The 16,614-nt window shown below is 37.6% G+C and carries 13 protein-coding genes and 1 rRNA gene; 10 read left to right on the forward strand and 4 right to left on the reverse strand.

What is annotated here, in order from left to right; all coding sequences use genetic code 11:
• Window positions 1-142: 142 nt before the first annotated feature.
• Complete coding sequence (locus AC1DCY_RS24870; protein ID WP_477354691.1) at window positions 143-1,477, reverse strand: sodium-dependent transporter; 1,335 nt, start codon at window positions 1,475-1,477, stop codon at window positions 143-145.
• A gap of 229 nt (window positions 1,478-1,706) precedes the next feature.
• Here AC1DCY_RS24870 and AC1DCY_RS24875 point away from each other — a divergent pair, with 229 nt between their 5' ends.
• The 3 genes from AC1DCY_RS24875 to yugI all read left to right on the forward strand — a co-directional run bounded on the left by AC1DCY_RS24875 (window position 1,707) and on the right by yugI (window position 4,357).
• On the forward strand, window positions 1,707-2,255 hold the full coding sequence (locus tag AC1DCY_RS24875) for an RNA polymerase sigma factor (protein WP_477354694.1): 549 nt from the start codon (window positions 1,707-1,709) through the stop codon (window positions 2,253-2,255).
• Entirely contained in the window at window positions 2,248-3,894 is a 1,647-nt protein-coding gene (locus AC1DCY_RS24880; RefSeq protein WP_477354697.1) for a hypothetical protein, read from the forward strand. Before AC1DCY_RS24875 ends, AC1DCY_RS24880 begins: the two co-directional genes overlap by 8 nt.
• A gap of 85 nt (window positions 3,895-3,979) precedes the next feature.
• Window positions 3,980-4,357, forward strand: coding sequence for a S1 domain-containing post-transcriptional regulator GSP13 (gene yugI / locus AC1DCY_RS24885; RefSeq protein ID WP_049669163.1), 378 nt, complete (start codon window positions 3,980-3,982; stop codon window positions 4,355-4,357).
• Between the two features lie 357 nt (window positions 4,358-4,714).
• Here the strand turns inward: yugI and AC1DCY_RS24890 are convergent, their stop codons facing one another.
• A complete protein-coding gene (locus AC1DCY_RS24890) occupies window positions 4,715-6,022 on the reverse strand; it encodes an AAA-type ATPase lid domain-containing protein (protein WP_477354702.1) in 1,308 nt (435 codons plus the stop codon).
• Window positions 6,023-6,167: 145 nt separating this feature from the next.
• Here AC1DCY_RS24890 and pruA point away from each other — a divergent pair, with 145 nt between their 5' ends.
• From pruA to AC1DCY_RS24915, 5 genes are all read left to right on the forward strand, one after another.
• The gene (gene pruA, locus AC1DCY_RS24895) at window positions 6,168-7,712 is read left to right on the forward strand and encodes an L-glutamate gamma-semialdehyde dehydrogenase (RefSeq protein WP_477354705.1); all 1,545 of its coding nucleotides are present in this window, start codon (window positions 6,168-6,170) and stop codon (window positions 7,710-7,712) included.
• A 265-nt stretch (window positions 7,713-7,977) separates the two neighbouring features.
• Window positions 7,978-9,171: an ornithine--oxo-acid transaminase gene (locus AC1DCY_RS24900; protein WP_477354708.1), complete on the forward strand. Its 1,194-nt coding sequence runs from the start codon at window positions 7,978-7,980 to the stop codon at window positions 9,169-9,171.
• 83 nt (window positions 9,172-9,254) lie between these two features.
• Window positions 9,255-10,499: a Glu/Leu/Phe/Val family dehydrogenase gene (locus tag AC1DCY_RS24905; protein ID WP_477354711.1), complete on the forward strand. Its 1,245-nt coding sequence runs from the start codon at window positions 9,255-9,257 to the stop codon at window positions 10,497-10,499.
• A gap of 324 nt (window positions 10,500-10,823) precedes the next feature.
• Window positions 10,824-11,216 carry a hypothetical protein gene (locus tag AC1DCY_RS24910; protein ID WP_477354714.1) on the forward strand — a complete coding sequence of 131 codons (393 nt, stop codon included), beginning with the start codon at window positions 10,824-10,826 and terminating at the stop codon, window positions 11,214-11,216.
• Between the two features lie 509 nt (window positions 11,217-11,725).
• Window positions 11,726-12,889 carry an iron-containing alcohol dehydrogenase gene (locus AC1DCY_RS24915; protein ID WP_477354717.1) on the forward strand — a complete coding sequence of 388 codons (1,164 nt, stop codon included), beginning with the start codon at window positions 11,726-11,728 and terminating at the stop codon, window positions 12,887-12,889.
• A 176-nt stretch (window positions 12,890-13,065) separates the two neighbouring features.
• Here AC1DCY_RS24915 and AC1DCY_RS24920 read toward each other — a convergent pair whose 3' ends face one another.
• On the reverse strand, window positions 13,066-14,061 hold the full coding sequence (locus AC1DCY_RS24920) for a cation diffusion facilitator family transporter (RefSeq protein WP_477354720.1): 996 nt from the start codon (window positions 14,059-14,061) through the stop codon (window positions 13,066-13,068).
• 15 nt (window positions 14,062-14,076) lie between these two features.
• Entirely contained in the window at window positions 14,077-14,793 is a 717-nt protein-coding gene (locus AC1DCY_RS24925; protein ID WP_477354723.1) for an MgtC/SapB family protein, read from the reverse strand.
• A gap of 567 nt (window positions 14,794-15,360) precedes the next feature.
• Between AC1DCY_RS24925 and AC1DCY_RS24930 the strand changes: the two genes are divergently transcribed.
• Both AC1DCY_RS24930 and AC1DCY_RS24935 read left to right on the forward strand, forming a co-directional pair.
• Window positions 15,361-16,260: a DMT family transporter gene (locus AC1DCY_RS24930; protein ID WP_477354726.1), complete on the forward strand. Its 900-nt coding sequence runs from the start codon at window positions 15,361-15,363 to the stop codon at window positions 16,258-16,260.
• A gap of 288 nt (window positions 16,261-16,548) precedes the next feature.
• Window positions 16,549-16,614 (forward strand): 16S ribosomal RNA (locus AC1DCY_RS24935); the annotation flags it as partial.

A 16,614-nucleotide genomic window follows, 5' to 3' on the forward strand; every position in this document is an offset into this window, starting at 1 on the left:
ACACGTTCTGATATGGTAAGATGGGTATAGCTCATAACGATTCCTCCGTTTGAATGTTGGTGTGGTAACTACATTCTACACGAGGTCGTTATGGGCTTCCTTTATATTGATTTCTGAGTGTTGCACTTAATATTACAATCCGTCATTTAAATAACGGTAAAATCCCCTGGATGAAAATAATTAATATCGCTATCGGAGAAACATAACGAATTAAAATATACCAAATATTGAACATCAGGCTAGATGAGGCAAGCTCCTTACGAGAAATGTCCTTTGTATAATAATAGCCCACAAAGATAGATATCAGTAAGGCTCCAATTGGCATACCAATACTATTCGTTAAAAAGTCTACAAAGTCAAAAATAGAGCGATCTAAAATTTTCACATCAGATAGGATGCCAAATGATAGTGCACTTGGAATACCGACGATAAAAATAATAATACCGCCAATCCAAGCGATTTTTTTACGCTTTTCATGCTTATCTCCAATTGCGATAGCCACGACAATTTCTAACATGGAAATGGAAGAAGTAACAGTTGCAAATAGTAAAAGTACGAAGAAAATCGTTAAGAACAGACCGCCAAGAGGTAATTGCTCAAAAACAGCAGGTAAAATAATAAATACGAGGCCAGGACCTTGATCAGGTGTATAGCCAAGTGCGAACACTGCTGGGAAAATTACTAGACCTGCAAGTAAAGAAATAATGATATTCATCGATGCCACATTGATAGCTGAATTTCCAATCTTTTCTGATTTCGATAAATAGGAAGCATACGTGATCATTACCGCGATCCCAACACTTAACGAGAAGAATGCTTGTCCAAGCGCTTTTAAAAATGTTTCTGCATTTAAATAGGACCAATCAGGGACGAACATAAATTTGACGCCTTCCATTGCACCGTCCAATGTTAAAGAGCGTATAACTAATACGATGAAGAAGATGAATAACAGTGGCATCATCCATGTACTAGCTTTTTCAATACCGCCTTTAATACCAGCTGATACAATCACTACAGTTAACAACATAAATAACCCTTGAACAAGGACTGCTTCAAATGGGCTTGAAATGATGTTACTGAATAAATCTGCATAATTACCATTTGAACTATTGAGATGGAATGTTATGGCGCGCCCCAAGTAGCTTAAAATCCAGCCACCAACAACACTGTAGAATGACAGTATTAGCCCAGCTATAATCATGCCACCCCACCCTATGAAGTACCATGGTTTTCCTGGCGCTTGTTCCTTAAACGACGTGACAGCATCCTTTTGCCCACGACGACCAATCATAAATTCTGCAATTAACACCGGCAAACCGATGAAAAATGTACATAGGATGAATAGAAAAATAAAGACACTTCCGCCGTTAGTACCCGCCATGTAGGGAAACTTCCAAATAGCTCCTAACCCTATAGAACTTCCAGCGGCAGCTAAAATAAACCCAATTTTAGATGTAAATTGATCTCTCGAAGACACAAAAATTAATCCTCCTTATACTAAAGTTTCATTTTACCGCAATATTCTCGTTACACAAGCACATTTCAGAAAATGATTTATAGATATTCTAAAATAATTTTGTTTGTACAGCGGAGGTAATTTTAGCGACGAAATTAGCGTTTGGAGTTATTATCAAAAAAGTGAAATCTATTTAAATATGTAACAATTAGGAGAAATCATTCGTTACATGTGAAAAGGGGGGATGACTGTGACAGAAACTGAATTAATAGAACGGGCTCAGCAAGGAGACAAAGATGCCTATATAGAGCTGATCCGAATACATCAACGAACAGTTGAAAAATTTGCTTTTCAATGCGGTGTACATAGTGATGATTTAGCTGATGTTTCGCAGGAGGTATTTGTGAAGCTCTATCGTTTTTTACATCAATTTAAGCAGGATCGTTTTACGACATGGCTCTATAAAATCACATTAAATGCAACACGTGATTATTATCGCAAAGAACAACGAGAGCAGGCAAAGGAAGAAAAGCTGAGTGCTCAGCAACAAATGCCCTCATCTTCAGCAGAAAAGCATGCCCTTAATTTTGAGGAGGATAGGCTATTACATAATGCCATTAACGAACTGGATGAAAAATATCGTTATCCTCTTATATTATTTTACTTCCATGAATTAAAGTATGAGGAGATAGCCGAGGTACTAAATATTTCGTTATCAACTGTCAAAGTTCGTATATTACGTGCAAAAGAAAAGCTCAAAGCGGTGTTAATGCAAGAGGGGAGTGTTGAAAATGGATGATAAACAATTTGAAAAACGAATGGAGCTTCTAAAAAAATCCTATGATCGCATGGAATCACAGTTAGATCCAGAAGCCGTTTTCGCACAAATCGAGGCAGAAAATGCAACACAACAAGCACAAGAAACAATAACAACTCAAAAGCCCCCTTCAAGATGGCAAAAGCCAGCTGTCTGGATAGTAAGCATTGCAAGTGTACTTTTATTAAGTGTACTCGTTTCGTCGTATATCATTAATCCATCGACATTTGTTCAAACAGCTGAACAAGAACAAGAAAAAGAATATGACGAATGGCTTTCAAACTTCACAAAAAAATATCAAGAAAAACGTGAACAAATGCGTAAAGAGCTCGACATTCCGGAGAAAGAGTTTAGTGAAATATCAAAAGTTCAAATTGCAGATAATGAAGCGTACTCATTACCTAAAAGAAAAGAGTTGTTTCAAGACATACAGAACACCAATAATGACGTTTTAAAAAGTTTAGAAAAGAATGCATTGGATAATCTACAAACACCACGTGAGCGAATACAGAGTATCGAAACTTACGAAAATCCTATGTCGTTTGAAGAATCTTATTCCTTTTATAGTATATATTCTAACTCAGTAGAAGATATTGCAGGCTATTATTCTAATAAACTTGCTCCGTATGAAAAAGTTTTATTACAAAAACCGAAAAGTCTCCCTGCAGACCTAAATAAATTAATTACTTCGGCTGAAAAGCAATATTTGGAATTGCAATATAATGGGCAAAGCTTTAGTTTTCGACCTAATCCTGTGTTCGGGAATGACGCGCCCGAATATATTGAACGCCTTCACCCGAGTGTATTAGGATATTTTAAATACTTGGCTACAGGCTCATTACTTGTTGGTGGGGATTTACTCTATTCTCTAGAGGATTCTGCAAATATTTTGCGTCTTTATGAAAAAACGCTTATAGCGGATAAACCTTCTGAGTATAGTGATTTTGACGTATTAAAGGGAGAATTTGAAAATACGTGGCTAGCCATCTTTAAAGGAACTGACAGCAATCCAATTCGTACAAAAACTGGTCAATTTAAGCCTGAATACATGGATCTACTAACGATCATTGCGAATGGCGAATATGGTGAGGCAATGCGCAAAACAGCCCAATTAATACTAGATGAAATAAAGTTGTCTGGACAATCCAAAACTCTAGAACAGTTAACACCATATGATATATGGATGGGGATTTTATATGCGCGAGAAGACACGTATATGCAGACGGAGGATGGGAGAACAAGTATAGCAATTAATTCTGATTGGATTGAGCAAACTAAAACTCTTTATACTTCGTATGTTGAGACGAGGGACGAGACAATTATTGATACATTAAATCCAATAAATATCGTTAGTTTATTTTTATATGCTCATGGGGTTGGTGATCGAGAAGTGGCTCAAAGACTACTAACTGACGATTTGGATATAGATAAAGTTGTTCAGTTTGATGGGATGGAGAATTTTAAATCTCTTCATGAAATAGAGGGTTACTCACTTCATATTGGAGCCACTGTAAAAAGTGCGGCGCATGGAGTAATTGGCCAGCAATTATCCTTTGAATTAACCTCTGTAGTAACTAAAAATGGTGAGCAACATTACCTAATTAGTGCCATTAACGAATAAAGAGATTTTTTGCCCCACTAATACACGTATGTTATAATTTATGGTGATATATACGTAGCAAACAAAAAGAAAGTGGGCAAAGTTTATGGGAAAAAAATATGAATTAGGGGACGTGTTGACTGGAAAAGTTACAGGTATACAGCCGTATGGTGCATTTGTTGCGCTTGATGAAGATACACAAGGCCTTGTGCATATTTCCGAAATTACGTACGGCTTTGTAAAGGACGTTAGTGAATTTTTGTCAGTTGGGCAAGAGGTAGAAGTAAAGATACTTGAAATCGATGAAGATGCCGAAAAAATTAGTTTATCGATTCGTGCTTTGCAGGAGCGCCCAACTACATTGCGTAAAAAAGATCCACTACCACGTAAATCATTGCAGGACCGTGTAGATGAATCGGATGCGAATGGTTTTAATTCCCTAAAAGATAAATTACAGGACTGGATCGAGCAGTCAGGACAATAAAGTGAAACTTTAACTTCTTTCAGTAGAACATCCGCTGAAAGAAGTTAATGCCTCTGGCAGATGTCACGGAATCGGAAAGGAGTTAATAAAGGATGTTAGCCTAAAGCCGATTCCGGACGCAATTATGCCGAGGCATAATTGATTCAGTGGGGGGTCTTTATACCCCACTGATTATTAGTCTTCGCAAATCGTGCATTTACAGGCAGTTATTTTGCTTTGGCTGAATTTTGAGGCGGGAGTCTTGTACCTGACGTTTCGCTTTCGGTATAGATAAATTATGGCCTGTTAATGCGGGATAAAAAAACGAGGTTACTTTCAAATTTGAAGGTACCCTCGTTTTTTTGTATTCAAATATAATTATTGATTTTTTATTTTTCGAATTCGATATTGTAGATTTTGGCGACTCATTCCAAGTGCACTAGCGGCCTTTGTAATATTGCCTTCATATAAATTTAAGACGTTTTGCACATAATATGATTCGGCTTCACGCAAATAAGCATCGAGCGGCATAACATCATTTTGCTGTTGGAACATAAAGAATTCCGGCTCGTGATTGGATGTGTCTTGCTGCTGCACCTTGAAACGGAAATGCATTGGTAATAAATCTGAGGTAACTGTTGATTCAGTGGTCATAAACGACACAATTTCATCTAGTAATAGCTCAAGTTCCTTTAAATTTCCTGGCCAATCATATTGCAAAAATAAATCCTGTACATCAGGTGCTAGATCCGCGACATTTGAAGCAAAGCGTTCTCGATGGCGGTTAAAGTAATCATCTACGAATGGAAGAATATCTTCTTTTCGATCTGTTAGATTTGGGATGGTAATAGCCATTGTAGCAAAGAAATAATACAGTGATTTTGAAAGTTTCTTTTCCTCGATCAATGTAATGGGATCGCTTCCTACACTCCCAATGAGCATGTATTTAGATTGTGGAAGAGATTGTAATACCGCTAATAGTTGTTCTTGAATATCTAGACTTAAAAAGTCAATGCGTTCAAAGAAAAAAGTGTACGCCTTGTCATCCTGTAAGAGTTCCTGCAATTTATCTAAAACAGATGGAACAGTGCGACGACTCACTAAGGTTACAAATGCTTCAGGGTCAGGCGATGCTGCATGGTGAATTCCCTCTGCGACTAAATCTTTTCCTGTACCAGATTCTCCAATTAGTAATACCGGTAATTTCACAGCTGCTGCTTTTTTGGCGTTTGCGATAATTTGTCGCATCGCTTCGGATACAGCTGTAATCATATCGAATGTTAAAGGTTCATCATATCGACGAAGGGGCTGATAAACAAGCTTTTCGAGTGATGTAATGTCACGAGCAAATTCAATCGCTCCAATTAGTTTATTTTCAACATAAAGTGGAAAAGTATCATTAATAGTTGTAATTTCATGACCATTTTTATTCCAATAAGTTTGTTTTACGTTAATTTCCTTTTTACCTGTTTGTAATACACGCATTAAAGTACTTTCATGCTGACGGAAGGAAAACATTTCAATAACAGAACGATCTGCTAATTCATCAAAATGGAAACCTTCAATTTCTTTCATCTTTGAGTTATAAATAATTGTTTTGCCAGAAAGGTCTACAGCATGAATACCAACAGAAACATTTGTTGCAATAAACTCATAAAAAGGGAGTAAGGGTTCGAAATTTTTCATAAAATGTGCACCTCAAAAATTTTTTACTTGAAATATGCAACAAAATTTTGCATTATAATAAGTGTAAGAATATTCTAAACGCAAAGATATTTTGCGTCAACGTTTTTTGCACACTTAAAACACATCTCACGAGGGAGGATAAAGTATGATTTCATACAAACACGAACCATTCACAGATTTTACTCAAGAGGCAAATTACAACGCATATTTAGAAGCATTAAATAAAGTAGAAGGTTATTTAGGTCAAGACTATCCACTTATTATCGGTGGCGAGCGTATTACTACAGAAGATAAAATCGTTTCATACAATCCTGCAAAGAAAACAGAAGTAATTGGTCGCGTATCAAAAGCGAATAAAGAACTAGCTGAAAAAGCGATGCAAGCTGCAGACGAAACATTTAAAACTTGGAAAAAAGTAGATCCAGCTATTCGTGCAGACGTACTATTCAAAGCAGCGGCAATTATCCGTCGTCGTAAACATGAATTCTCTGCACTTTTAACAAAAGAAGCAGGTAAACCATGGGCTGAAGCTGATGCAGATACTGCAGAAGCAATTGATTTCTTAGAATACTATGGTCGTCAAATGCTACGTATTAAAAACGGTCAACCTGTAGAAAGTCGTCCTGGTGAATATAACCGTTATGACTATATTCCATTAGGTATTGGTATTGTTATTTCACCATGGAACTTCCCATTCGCTATTATGGCAGGGACAACGGTTGCAGCTTTAGTAACAGGTAACACAGTATTATTAAAACCAGCTTCAACAACACCTGTAGTTGCTTATAAATTTATCGAAGTGTTAGAGCAAGCTGGTCTTCCAGCAGGTGCTGTGAACTTTGTACCAGGTTCTGGTGCAGAAGTAGGTGACTACTTAGTTGATCATCCAAAAACACGCTTCATCAGCTTCACAGGATCTCGTGATGTAGGCTTACGTATTAACCAACGCGCATCTGTATTAAATGACGGTCAAATTTGGATTAAACGTGTTATCGCTGAAATGGGCGGTAAAGATACAATCGTTGTTGATAAAGAAGCAGATCTTGAACTTGCAGCACAATCTATCGTAAAATCAGCATTTGGCTTCTCTGGTCAAAAATGTTCAGCATGTTCTCGTGCTGTTATCGTTGAAGATGTCTATGACCAAGTTGTTGACCGTGTAGTTGAATTAACAAACACGTTAACAGTTGGTGACCCATCAGACTTCAACAACTTTATGGCAACAGTTATTGACCAAGCAGCATTCAATAAAGTGACAGAGTACATTGAAATTGGTAAAGGTGAAGGTCGCCTTGTTGCAGGTGGTACAGCTGATGATTCAGTTGGTTACTTCATCCAACCAACAGTATTTGCAGACGTAGCTCCTTCTGCACGAGTTATGAAAGAAGAAATCTTTGGACCAGTTGTAGCCATTACAAAAGCTAAAGATTTCGATCAAGCAATTGATATTGCAAATGATACTGAATACGGCTTAACTGGTGCGGTTATTACAAATAATCGTATGAACCAAGAAAAAGCACGTGAAGATTTCCATGTAGGTAACTTATACTTCAACCGTGGATGTACTGGTGCAATCGTTGGTTACCAACCATTCGGCGGCTTCAATATGTCAGGTACTGACTCAAAAGCAGGTGGCCCTGACTATCTACAACTTCACATGCAAGCAAAAACAACTTCTGAAATGCTATAACTTATTTCGGCTGACTGAAGAAGTTTTGCCTCCGGACGCAATTATGCCGAGGCATAAATTATAAGAGAATCTGCGAGACTCCTCCTGGTAAAGTGAGTCCGGCAAGAACCACAGGCGCTAATGTCGAGGCGGCTTACCTAGGAGTAGTGAGCAGATTCTTGCTTTTTATATTCAGAAAATGCTGAAATTGTTCTATTGATTTTACTTATAGAGAAACAGAGTCTTCCATAGATTTTTCATCATGAACGTAAGGAGAGAATACTATATGACAAAAACAAATCAAGTTATTGAACAAACACAAAATTTTGGTGCTGCAAACTATCACCCGCTACCAATCGTTATTTCAGAGGCTGAAGGTGCTTGGGTAAAAGATCCAGAAGGGAACAAATACTTAGATATGCTATCAGCTTACTCTGCTGTGAATCAGGGACATCGTCATCCAAAAATTATCGCCGCGTTAAAAGAACAAGCTGATAAAGTAACATTAACTTCTCGTGCATTTTATAGTGAAAATCTTGGTGAGTGGTATGAGCTTGTTGGTAAATTAACGAATAAACAAATGGTATTACCGATGAATACAGGTGCAGAAGCGGTAGAGACTGCATTTAAAGCAGCTCGTCGTTGGGCATATGATGTAAAAGGTGTAGAAGATGGCAAAGCTGAAATCATTGCATGTAATGGTAACTTCCATGGTCGTACTATGCTTGCTGTATCTTTATCATCTGACGAAGAATATCGTCGTGGCTTCGGTCCAATGTTACCGAATGTTAAGTTAGTAGATTACGGTAACCTGGAAGCATTAAAGGCTGCAATTACTCCAAACACAGCAGCATTTTTAATTGAACCAATCCAAGGTGAAGCTGGTATCGTTATTCCATCAGAAGGCTTCTTAAAAGCTGCTCGCGAGCTATGCCGTGAAAACAATGTTTTATTCATTGCAGATGAAATCCAAGCTGGTTTAGCACGTACAGGTAAAATGTTCGCATGTGATTGGGAAGATGTAGAGCCTGATATGTACATTTTAGGAAAAGCTTTAGGTGGCGGTGTATTCCCGATTTCGTGTGTAGCTGCAAATCGTGAAATCTTAAGCGTGTTCAATCCAGGATCACACGGTTCAACTTTCGGCGGTAATCCATTAGCATGTGCTGTATCTATTGCTTCAATTAAAGTATTACTAGATGAAAAATTAGCAGAGCGTTCACACGAACTTGGTGAATACTTTAAAGGGAAATTAAAAGAAATTAATAACCCAGTCATTAAAGACGTTCGTGGTCGTGGTTTATTTATCGGAATGGAATTAACAGAGGCAGCACGTCCGTACTGTGAAAAGCTTAAAGAATTAGGCTTATTATGTAAGGAAACACATGATACTGTCATTCGATTTGCGCCACCACTTGTGATTTCACAAGAGGATTTAGATTGGTCAATCGAGCAAATTGAAAAAGTTTTTAAACTTTAACAAAATGTTCACATTTTAATTCGGAAGTATGTTACAATGATGCCGATATACTATCATTATAAAAATAAAGAGGCGATTTAATAATGTCTGAAAACTTAAATCTGTTCACATCAACTCAAGAAGTCATTCAAGAGGCTCTAAATAGACTTGGCTATGACGAAGCAATGTATGAATTGTTAAAAGAACCGCTTCGCATGCTACAAGTGCGTATTCCAGTGAAAATGGATGATGGTACAACAAAAGTATTTACTGGTTACCGTGCACAACATAATGATGCAGTAGGACCAACTAAAGGTGGGGTTCGTTTCCATCCGGCCGTATCCGAGGAAGAAGTTAAAGCGCTTTCAATGTGGATGACATTGAAATGTGGTATCGTAGATCTACCTTATGGCGGTGGTAAAGGCGGTGTCATCTGTGACCCTCGTCAAATGTCTATGGACGAAATCGAAAAATTAAGCCGTGGATATGTACGTGCAGTTAGTCAAATCGTAGGACCAACAAAAGATATTCCTGCGCCAGACGTATTTACGAATGCACAAATTATGGCTTGGATGATGGATGAATACAGCCGTATGGATGAATTCAACTCACCAGGTTTCATCACAGGTAAACCACTAGTGCTTGGTGGTTCTCAAGGTCGTGACCGTGCAACTGCACAAGGTGTAACAATCGTTATTCAAGAAGCAGCGAAAAAACGTGGCATTGATATTAAAGGTGCACGCGTTGTTATTCAAGGCTTCGGTAATGCAGGTAGCTTCCTTGCGAAATTCATGCATGATTTAGGTGCAAAAGTAATCGGTATTTCAGATGCTTATGGTGCACTTCATGATCCAGAAGGTTTAGATATCGACTACTTATTAGATCGTCGCGATAGCTTCGGTACTGTAACGACATTATTTGAAAACACAATTTCAAACAAAGAATTATTAGAGCTTGATTGTGATATTCTAGTACCAGCTGCTATTGAAAACCAAATTACTGCTGATAATGCAAACAACATTAAAGCAAACATCGTAGTTGAAGCAGCGAACGGTCCAACAACTTCTGAAGCAACTAGAATTTTAACTGATCGTGGTATTTTACTTGTACCAGACGTATTAGCATCGGCTGGTGGTGTAACCGTTTCTTACTTCGAATGGGTACAAAATAACCAAGGTTATTACTGGACAGAAGAAGAAGTTGAAGAACGTCTATACAAAAAAATGGTTGATGCATTTGAAAACGTTTATACAACAGCGACAACACGTAACATTAACATGCGTTTAGCAGCTTATATGGTAGGTGTTCGCCGCACTGCAGAAGCTTCACGCTTCCGTGGATGGGTTTAACGTCTTTCAGCTGAAAGACGTTAAAGCCTCCGGCAGATGTCACGGAAATCGGAAAGGAGTGCTTTGTGCAAGCACAAAGCCGATTCCGGACGCAATTATGCCGAGGCATAATTGATTCAATAGATAAATACAAAACGAGTCACTCCTATATCATTAGGATGACTCGTTTTTTTTCGTGGGGCGATTTGTATTTATTCGTTTGGATCAGGTTCCAAAATTAATGCGGGGACTGCCGTAATCGGAGATTATACAACGGCAGGTATTACAGGTCTAGCGGCAGGAGATATCTCTATAATAAATCCGCTTGTTACAGAATCAAAGATAATGAAAGGAACGAACTTGACAGCAAATGAAATACAGCAGTTAGTAGCTAACTATAAAACAATTATTCCCTATACACTTACAAGCACCTTGTTAATAGACAAAACGTATAATTTGACACATACACCAGCAAACGTTGGGAAAACTCAGATATATAATGTTTCTCAACCTGGGAAAAGAGCTTATTTTGTCAATTGGACAGATATAGATGGTAATCCAATTACTGATTTAACCATTAAAGATGTCTCAGTGCTTGCACAACTTAATTATAAAGTAGTGGAATCAGAGAAATCGTATTTGAGTGTTGCTTTGATAGATAAGGTTGTTAAAGTAAGTTCTACTCCTACTACAATGACGATTACACGTAAGGGAACTTATAGTATTGCGACACCGTAATATTAGAAATGATATAGCCAAGGCAGTGCATGCAGCTGTTTTAGCCTGTCCAATAATTTTAACAGTTCTATATTGCATAACAGGCAGCTATTATGCATGATGTTTAATGAAAACAAAGCCATTCAAAGAGTAATATAGCAACCTTATGAGGCCTCCTCTAAGGTTGCTTCCTATTTATTGCTCATTAAACAAATCATGATAGGATGATGAAGAGAAATCCATTTGCAATACTAGCTAAGGTGAAACGCCGCTAATGTACTAATGTCAAAATTGCTACAACAATAGGGGGAGTTACGGTTAGAGTCAGTTGAACTTTTAATGAAAATAATGACAGTGTTGTGAAACAGGGAATGGCGGTTGTTACAAATGAGCAACTTGAAAATAATAATACGATTAAGCTCTATGGAGATTGGTCTTTTTATCCTTACATGATTCATGTTTAGGGATCTTTATTCTTTGCTTTCTTCAACATAAATATGAGAAAATCCAAGTAGAAAGGGGCGAATTGAATGGATTCATTTACATTTTATAACCCAGTGAAGTTACATTTTGGTGAAAATGCACTAGAAAAGCTTTCGAATGAGTTAGCACAGCATGGTGAAAAGGTGTTAGTTGTCTATGGTGGAGGTAGTGTTAAGAAAAATGGTGTATACAATGCTGTTATCGAAAAGTTACAAGAAGCCGATAAAACAATATTTGAACTAAGCGGCGTTGAGCCAAATCCGCGTGTGGAAACAGCAAGACTTGGTATTGATCTTTGTAAAAAAGAAGAAATTGATCTTGTCCTAGCTGTTGGAGGCGGTTCCGTAATTGACTGTTCTAAGTTAATAGTCGCAGGTGCAAAATATGATGGCGATGCTTGGGATATTGTAAAGCGTAAAGTAATTGTGGAAGACGCTTTACCGCTCGGGACGGTATTAACGATAGCTGCAACAGGTTCCGAAATGAACTCAGGTTCTGTCATTACAAACGCTGCGACAGAAGAAAAACTAGGCTGGGGTAGCCCTGCTGTATTCCCGAAATTTTCGATTTTAAATCCAGCGTATACAGTGACAGTACCAAAAAATCATACAGTTTACGGTATCGTTGATATGATGTCGCATGTATTTGAACAATATTTCCATAATACGACAAATACACCGATTACAGATGAGATGTGTGAAGGAGTATTGCGAACGGTCATTACAACAGCACCTAAACTAATAGAAGATTTAGAGAATATCCAGTTACGTGAAACGATTTTATTAGCTGGAACAATTGGGTTAAATGGATTCTTATCAATTGGCTCTCGTGGTGACTGGGCGTCACATAATATTGAGCACGCTGTCTCTGCGGTTTACGATATTCCGCACGCAGGTGGTTTAGCGATATTACAACCACATTGGATGCGTCTAAGTGTACCCGTAAATCCAGAGCGTTTTGCAGGCATTGCAACTCGCGTTTTCGGTGTCGACGCAACAGGGAAGTCTCTAGACGAGGTTGCATACGAAGGGATTGATCGTTTATCGGCATTCTGGACTTCTCTAGGAGCTCCAAGTAGTCTAGCGGATTATGAAATTGACGATTCAAAATTCCATCAAATTGTAGAACATGCTATGCAAAATGGACCATTTGGAAACTTCAACAAATTACAGGAAGAAGATGTGCGAACTATTTTGCAAAACTCCCTATAACTTCTGTCAGCAAATGTTTTTGCAACGTCCGTTATAGAAGTCTTCCGATACTTAATAGAAGATACAAAAGAAGTTAAACAAGAACTGGGTTAGCTGGTACTTGTATAAAAAATAGCCAACTGCCTGTAATATGGCAATTGGCTATTTATCTTATTTAAAATGTTTTGAATAATGAGTTATTGTTCGAATGTTGAGTTTTCCGGTCTTTCGCCAATGTGCACCCATTCTTGTTTCCCATCATCCTCATCAAATAAAATTGCCACTTTCGATACGCCCTTCTGACTTAAAATGACCTCTGTTAAATGGTCGCGTACATCATCTAGAAAAGCGAGTGATAGGTTGGGGTCAGCTTCAGCAACTAATTCCACATGTAAAAATTCACCTTCTTTAACGACCTCTAAGCGAACAATATCTTTAATATTAGGGTCATCCATTACAAGATGAGCAATATGATTTAGCATTTCTTCGTCTGTTTCCCCAATAACTCCACGTGCATTATCAAGGAACACTTTTGCTACTACGTAGAACATCATACAGCCTATAATCATTGAAACAAGCCCCTCGATTCTTGTCCAGCCTGTATAATGTGCGATTAAAATAGCAGCGAAGGCCAAGACATTACCACCTGTAGCTACTAAGTCTTCCATAAATACTAATTTCGTTGCTGGTTTTGCGCGATTTAAATAAGGGAAAGCTTTAGGGATAGCTGTTATTATTCCCGTTTTTTCCTGCCCAGCGTCATGCAGTATTTCAACGGCAGCTTTCGCAAGAACTGACCCTTCTAAAACAATACCGATCAATAATACGCCAAGTGCAATGAGCATCCCTTTAGATTCTCCAGCGGGGTGTATAAAATGATGCCAGCCTTCTTTTACGGTTTCATAAGAAAGGATCGCCACGATTATAACAGCAAAAAGACAAACTAAATTTACAATTCGGCCAAAGCCTCCAGGAAATTGTTTTGTCGGTGCTTTTTTCGAAAGCGCTGAGCCGATATAAACGAATAATTGGTTTGCTGCATCTCCTAGTGAGTGCATCATTTCTGCAAACATAGCAACATTACCTGTAAAGGAGAAGGCAACACCTTTAATAATTCCTAAAAAGGCATTGACTACTGCTGCCAGCAGAGAAGGCTTATTCCCATTTTTTAATAGTTTTAATAGTTCTACCACGAAAGAATCCTCCAACTAGTTTAAAATTTCCATTTTGATTTTTTCTATATAGGGTAGTGCTCGTAATGAACGATAAAATGACAGTAAGTTATCAGAGACTATTAATGATAAGCGTAAATCTAATTCGTGATAAACATTATTATTATTTGGAACATCTTGAATGCGTATGTTTTCAATAATAATATTGTTTTCCTTTAGGAATTGTAAAAAGGATTCACTATTGTCATCATTGTTAATCTGAACTTTCAATGATATTTCTCGCATACGAATTCTTTTTGGTCCTATTTTCATTAGAAACGGCGATAAAACCTCAATTCCGAAGACGATGATAATAACAGCTAATGTAGCATCTAGATAGAAGCCTGCGCCAACAGCAATTCCTATCCCAGCAGCTCCCCAGATCATTGCTGCAGTTGTTAAACCTGAGATACTATCATTCCCTCGTCTTAGAATAACACCTGCTCCAAGAAATCCAATTCCACTAACGATTTGGGCAGCCAATCGTAGAGGGTCCATTGTAATGTTGATTTCTGACCTTGGGGGTGTTGAATAGGCGGTTTCAATCGAAATAACAGTTAATAAACAGCTAAATGTAGCGATAACTAAGCTCGTTTTTAATCCTACAGGCTTCTTTTTTAATTCCCTTTCGATACCGATTACTAAACTTAATGTGGCTGCAATTACTAATTTTATGCCAACTTCATATGTAATCATATTTTCCAAGGTTTCCATACGCAACCCTCCATAGATATTTCGTATTGCTAAGAGATATGCAAGGTGTCATTATTATATGTACATTACTTTTTTGTATTGTACATCACGATAGTAATGAAGTATAAGTATTTTTAATTTCTTTCAGCACATATTTTTGGTAGCGAAAGAAAAGCTGCAGCCACAATTGTTTTATTTAGCGAAGGTGAAACGTCAGCTACAAATGTTTTATGTAGCGAAAGCAAAGCGACAGCTACAGCTGTCTTAACCTTTATAGGTAGTGAGATGAATGCGAGTATAAGTTAAAGTTTCTGGCTGATGTCACGGAATGGAAAGGAGTCCTTAGAAGATGTTAGCCTAAAATCATCGCATCCATGCGATAACGGCTAACTGACCTGCATCGGTAAAAGCGCCACGTCCTGTGGCATTACCGAAATGACCAACATCGTGTTGGCCCTCGGTAAAAACGCCATGTCTTTTGACATTACCGAAATGACCGACATCGTGTCGGCCCTCATGCAGGCCCGAGTACAAAGCTGAATCCAGACGTAATGATGCCGAGACAAAATTGATCGGAGGTTGGATTTTATGGAGAAACCAAAAATTCATCCATACATACCTATTTTTATTGGCGTTATTTCTGTATCCCTATCTGCCATATTTGTAAAATTAGCAAATGCAGAAGCGGGGGTTATCGCGTTTTACCGTATGTTCTTTTCAGTGATAATAATGGCTCCTCTGTTTGTTTGGAAGTACATTCATGAGATAAAGAGATTAAGAATACGTGATTGGCTATTTTCTTCAGTTGCAGGCATATTTTTAGCATTCCATTTTATTTTGTGGTTTGAATCACTCAATTACACTTCTGTAGCAAGTTCTACAGTTTTGGTTACACTACAGCCATTGTTTGCATTTGTAGGTACATATTTTTTCTTTAAAGAGAACATTACTCTGAAAACCATATTTGCAGGAGCGATTGCTATTGTCGGTAGTATTTTAATTAGTTGGGGAGATTTTAAACTTAGCGGAACTGCATTTTATGGAGACATGCTTGCTCTTGTTGCGTGTGCACTCGTTACAGCTTACTTTTTATTTGGACAAGATGTACGGAAAAGATTATCTCTTGTGACATATACGATGATTGTTTATGCTGTTAGTACAATTACATTATTCATCTATGTTCTTATTAAGGGGGAATCGTTCGGCCCTTATTCTACTATGGACTGGATATGGTTTATTTTATTAGCGATAATTCCTAATTTATTGGGTCATACTCTATTTAATTGGTCTATTAAATACGTTAGTACAAATGTAGTCTCCATTGCGATATTATTTGAACCAATTGGCGCGGCCATTTTAGCTCTTCTAATTTTCAAAGAGTATTTAATAGCCACACAAATTATTGGCGGATTCATTGTTATAGTAGGAATTCTCTTGTTTGTAGTCGATGATAAAAAGATTTTTAAACTTTTTTCAAAAAAAGCTTGATTTTTAAATTGCTATATTATATATTATTACTTGTCCTTAACAAGAAGGACGGCTTAAAAAAAAGATTTGAATAAAGAATTTTTTAAAAAAAGTTGTTGACTTCTTGTTGAATACAAGTTATGATAATGGAGTTGTTGAAAAAACAGCAACGAAATGAACCTTGAAAACTGAACAAGCAAAACGTAATCAATAAAGTTTTTAGTARCTAGCCTTGAGTTAGTGAACGAAACAAAATTTTGGACATCAAACATGATGCCAGCAAAACAATTTGAGCTAATCAAATTTCTTTTTATGGAGAGTTTGATCCTGGCTCAGGACGAACGCTGGCGGCGTGCCTAATACATGCAAGTCGAG

It is taken from the genome of Lysinibacillus sp. 10T31, assembly GCF_056394365.1.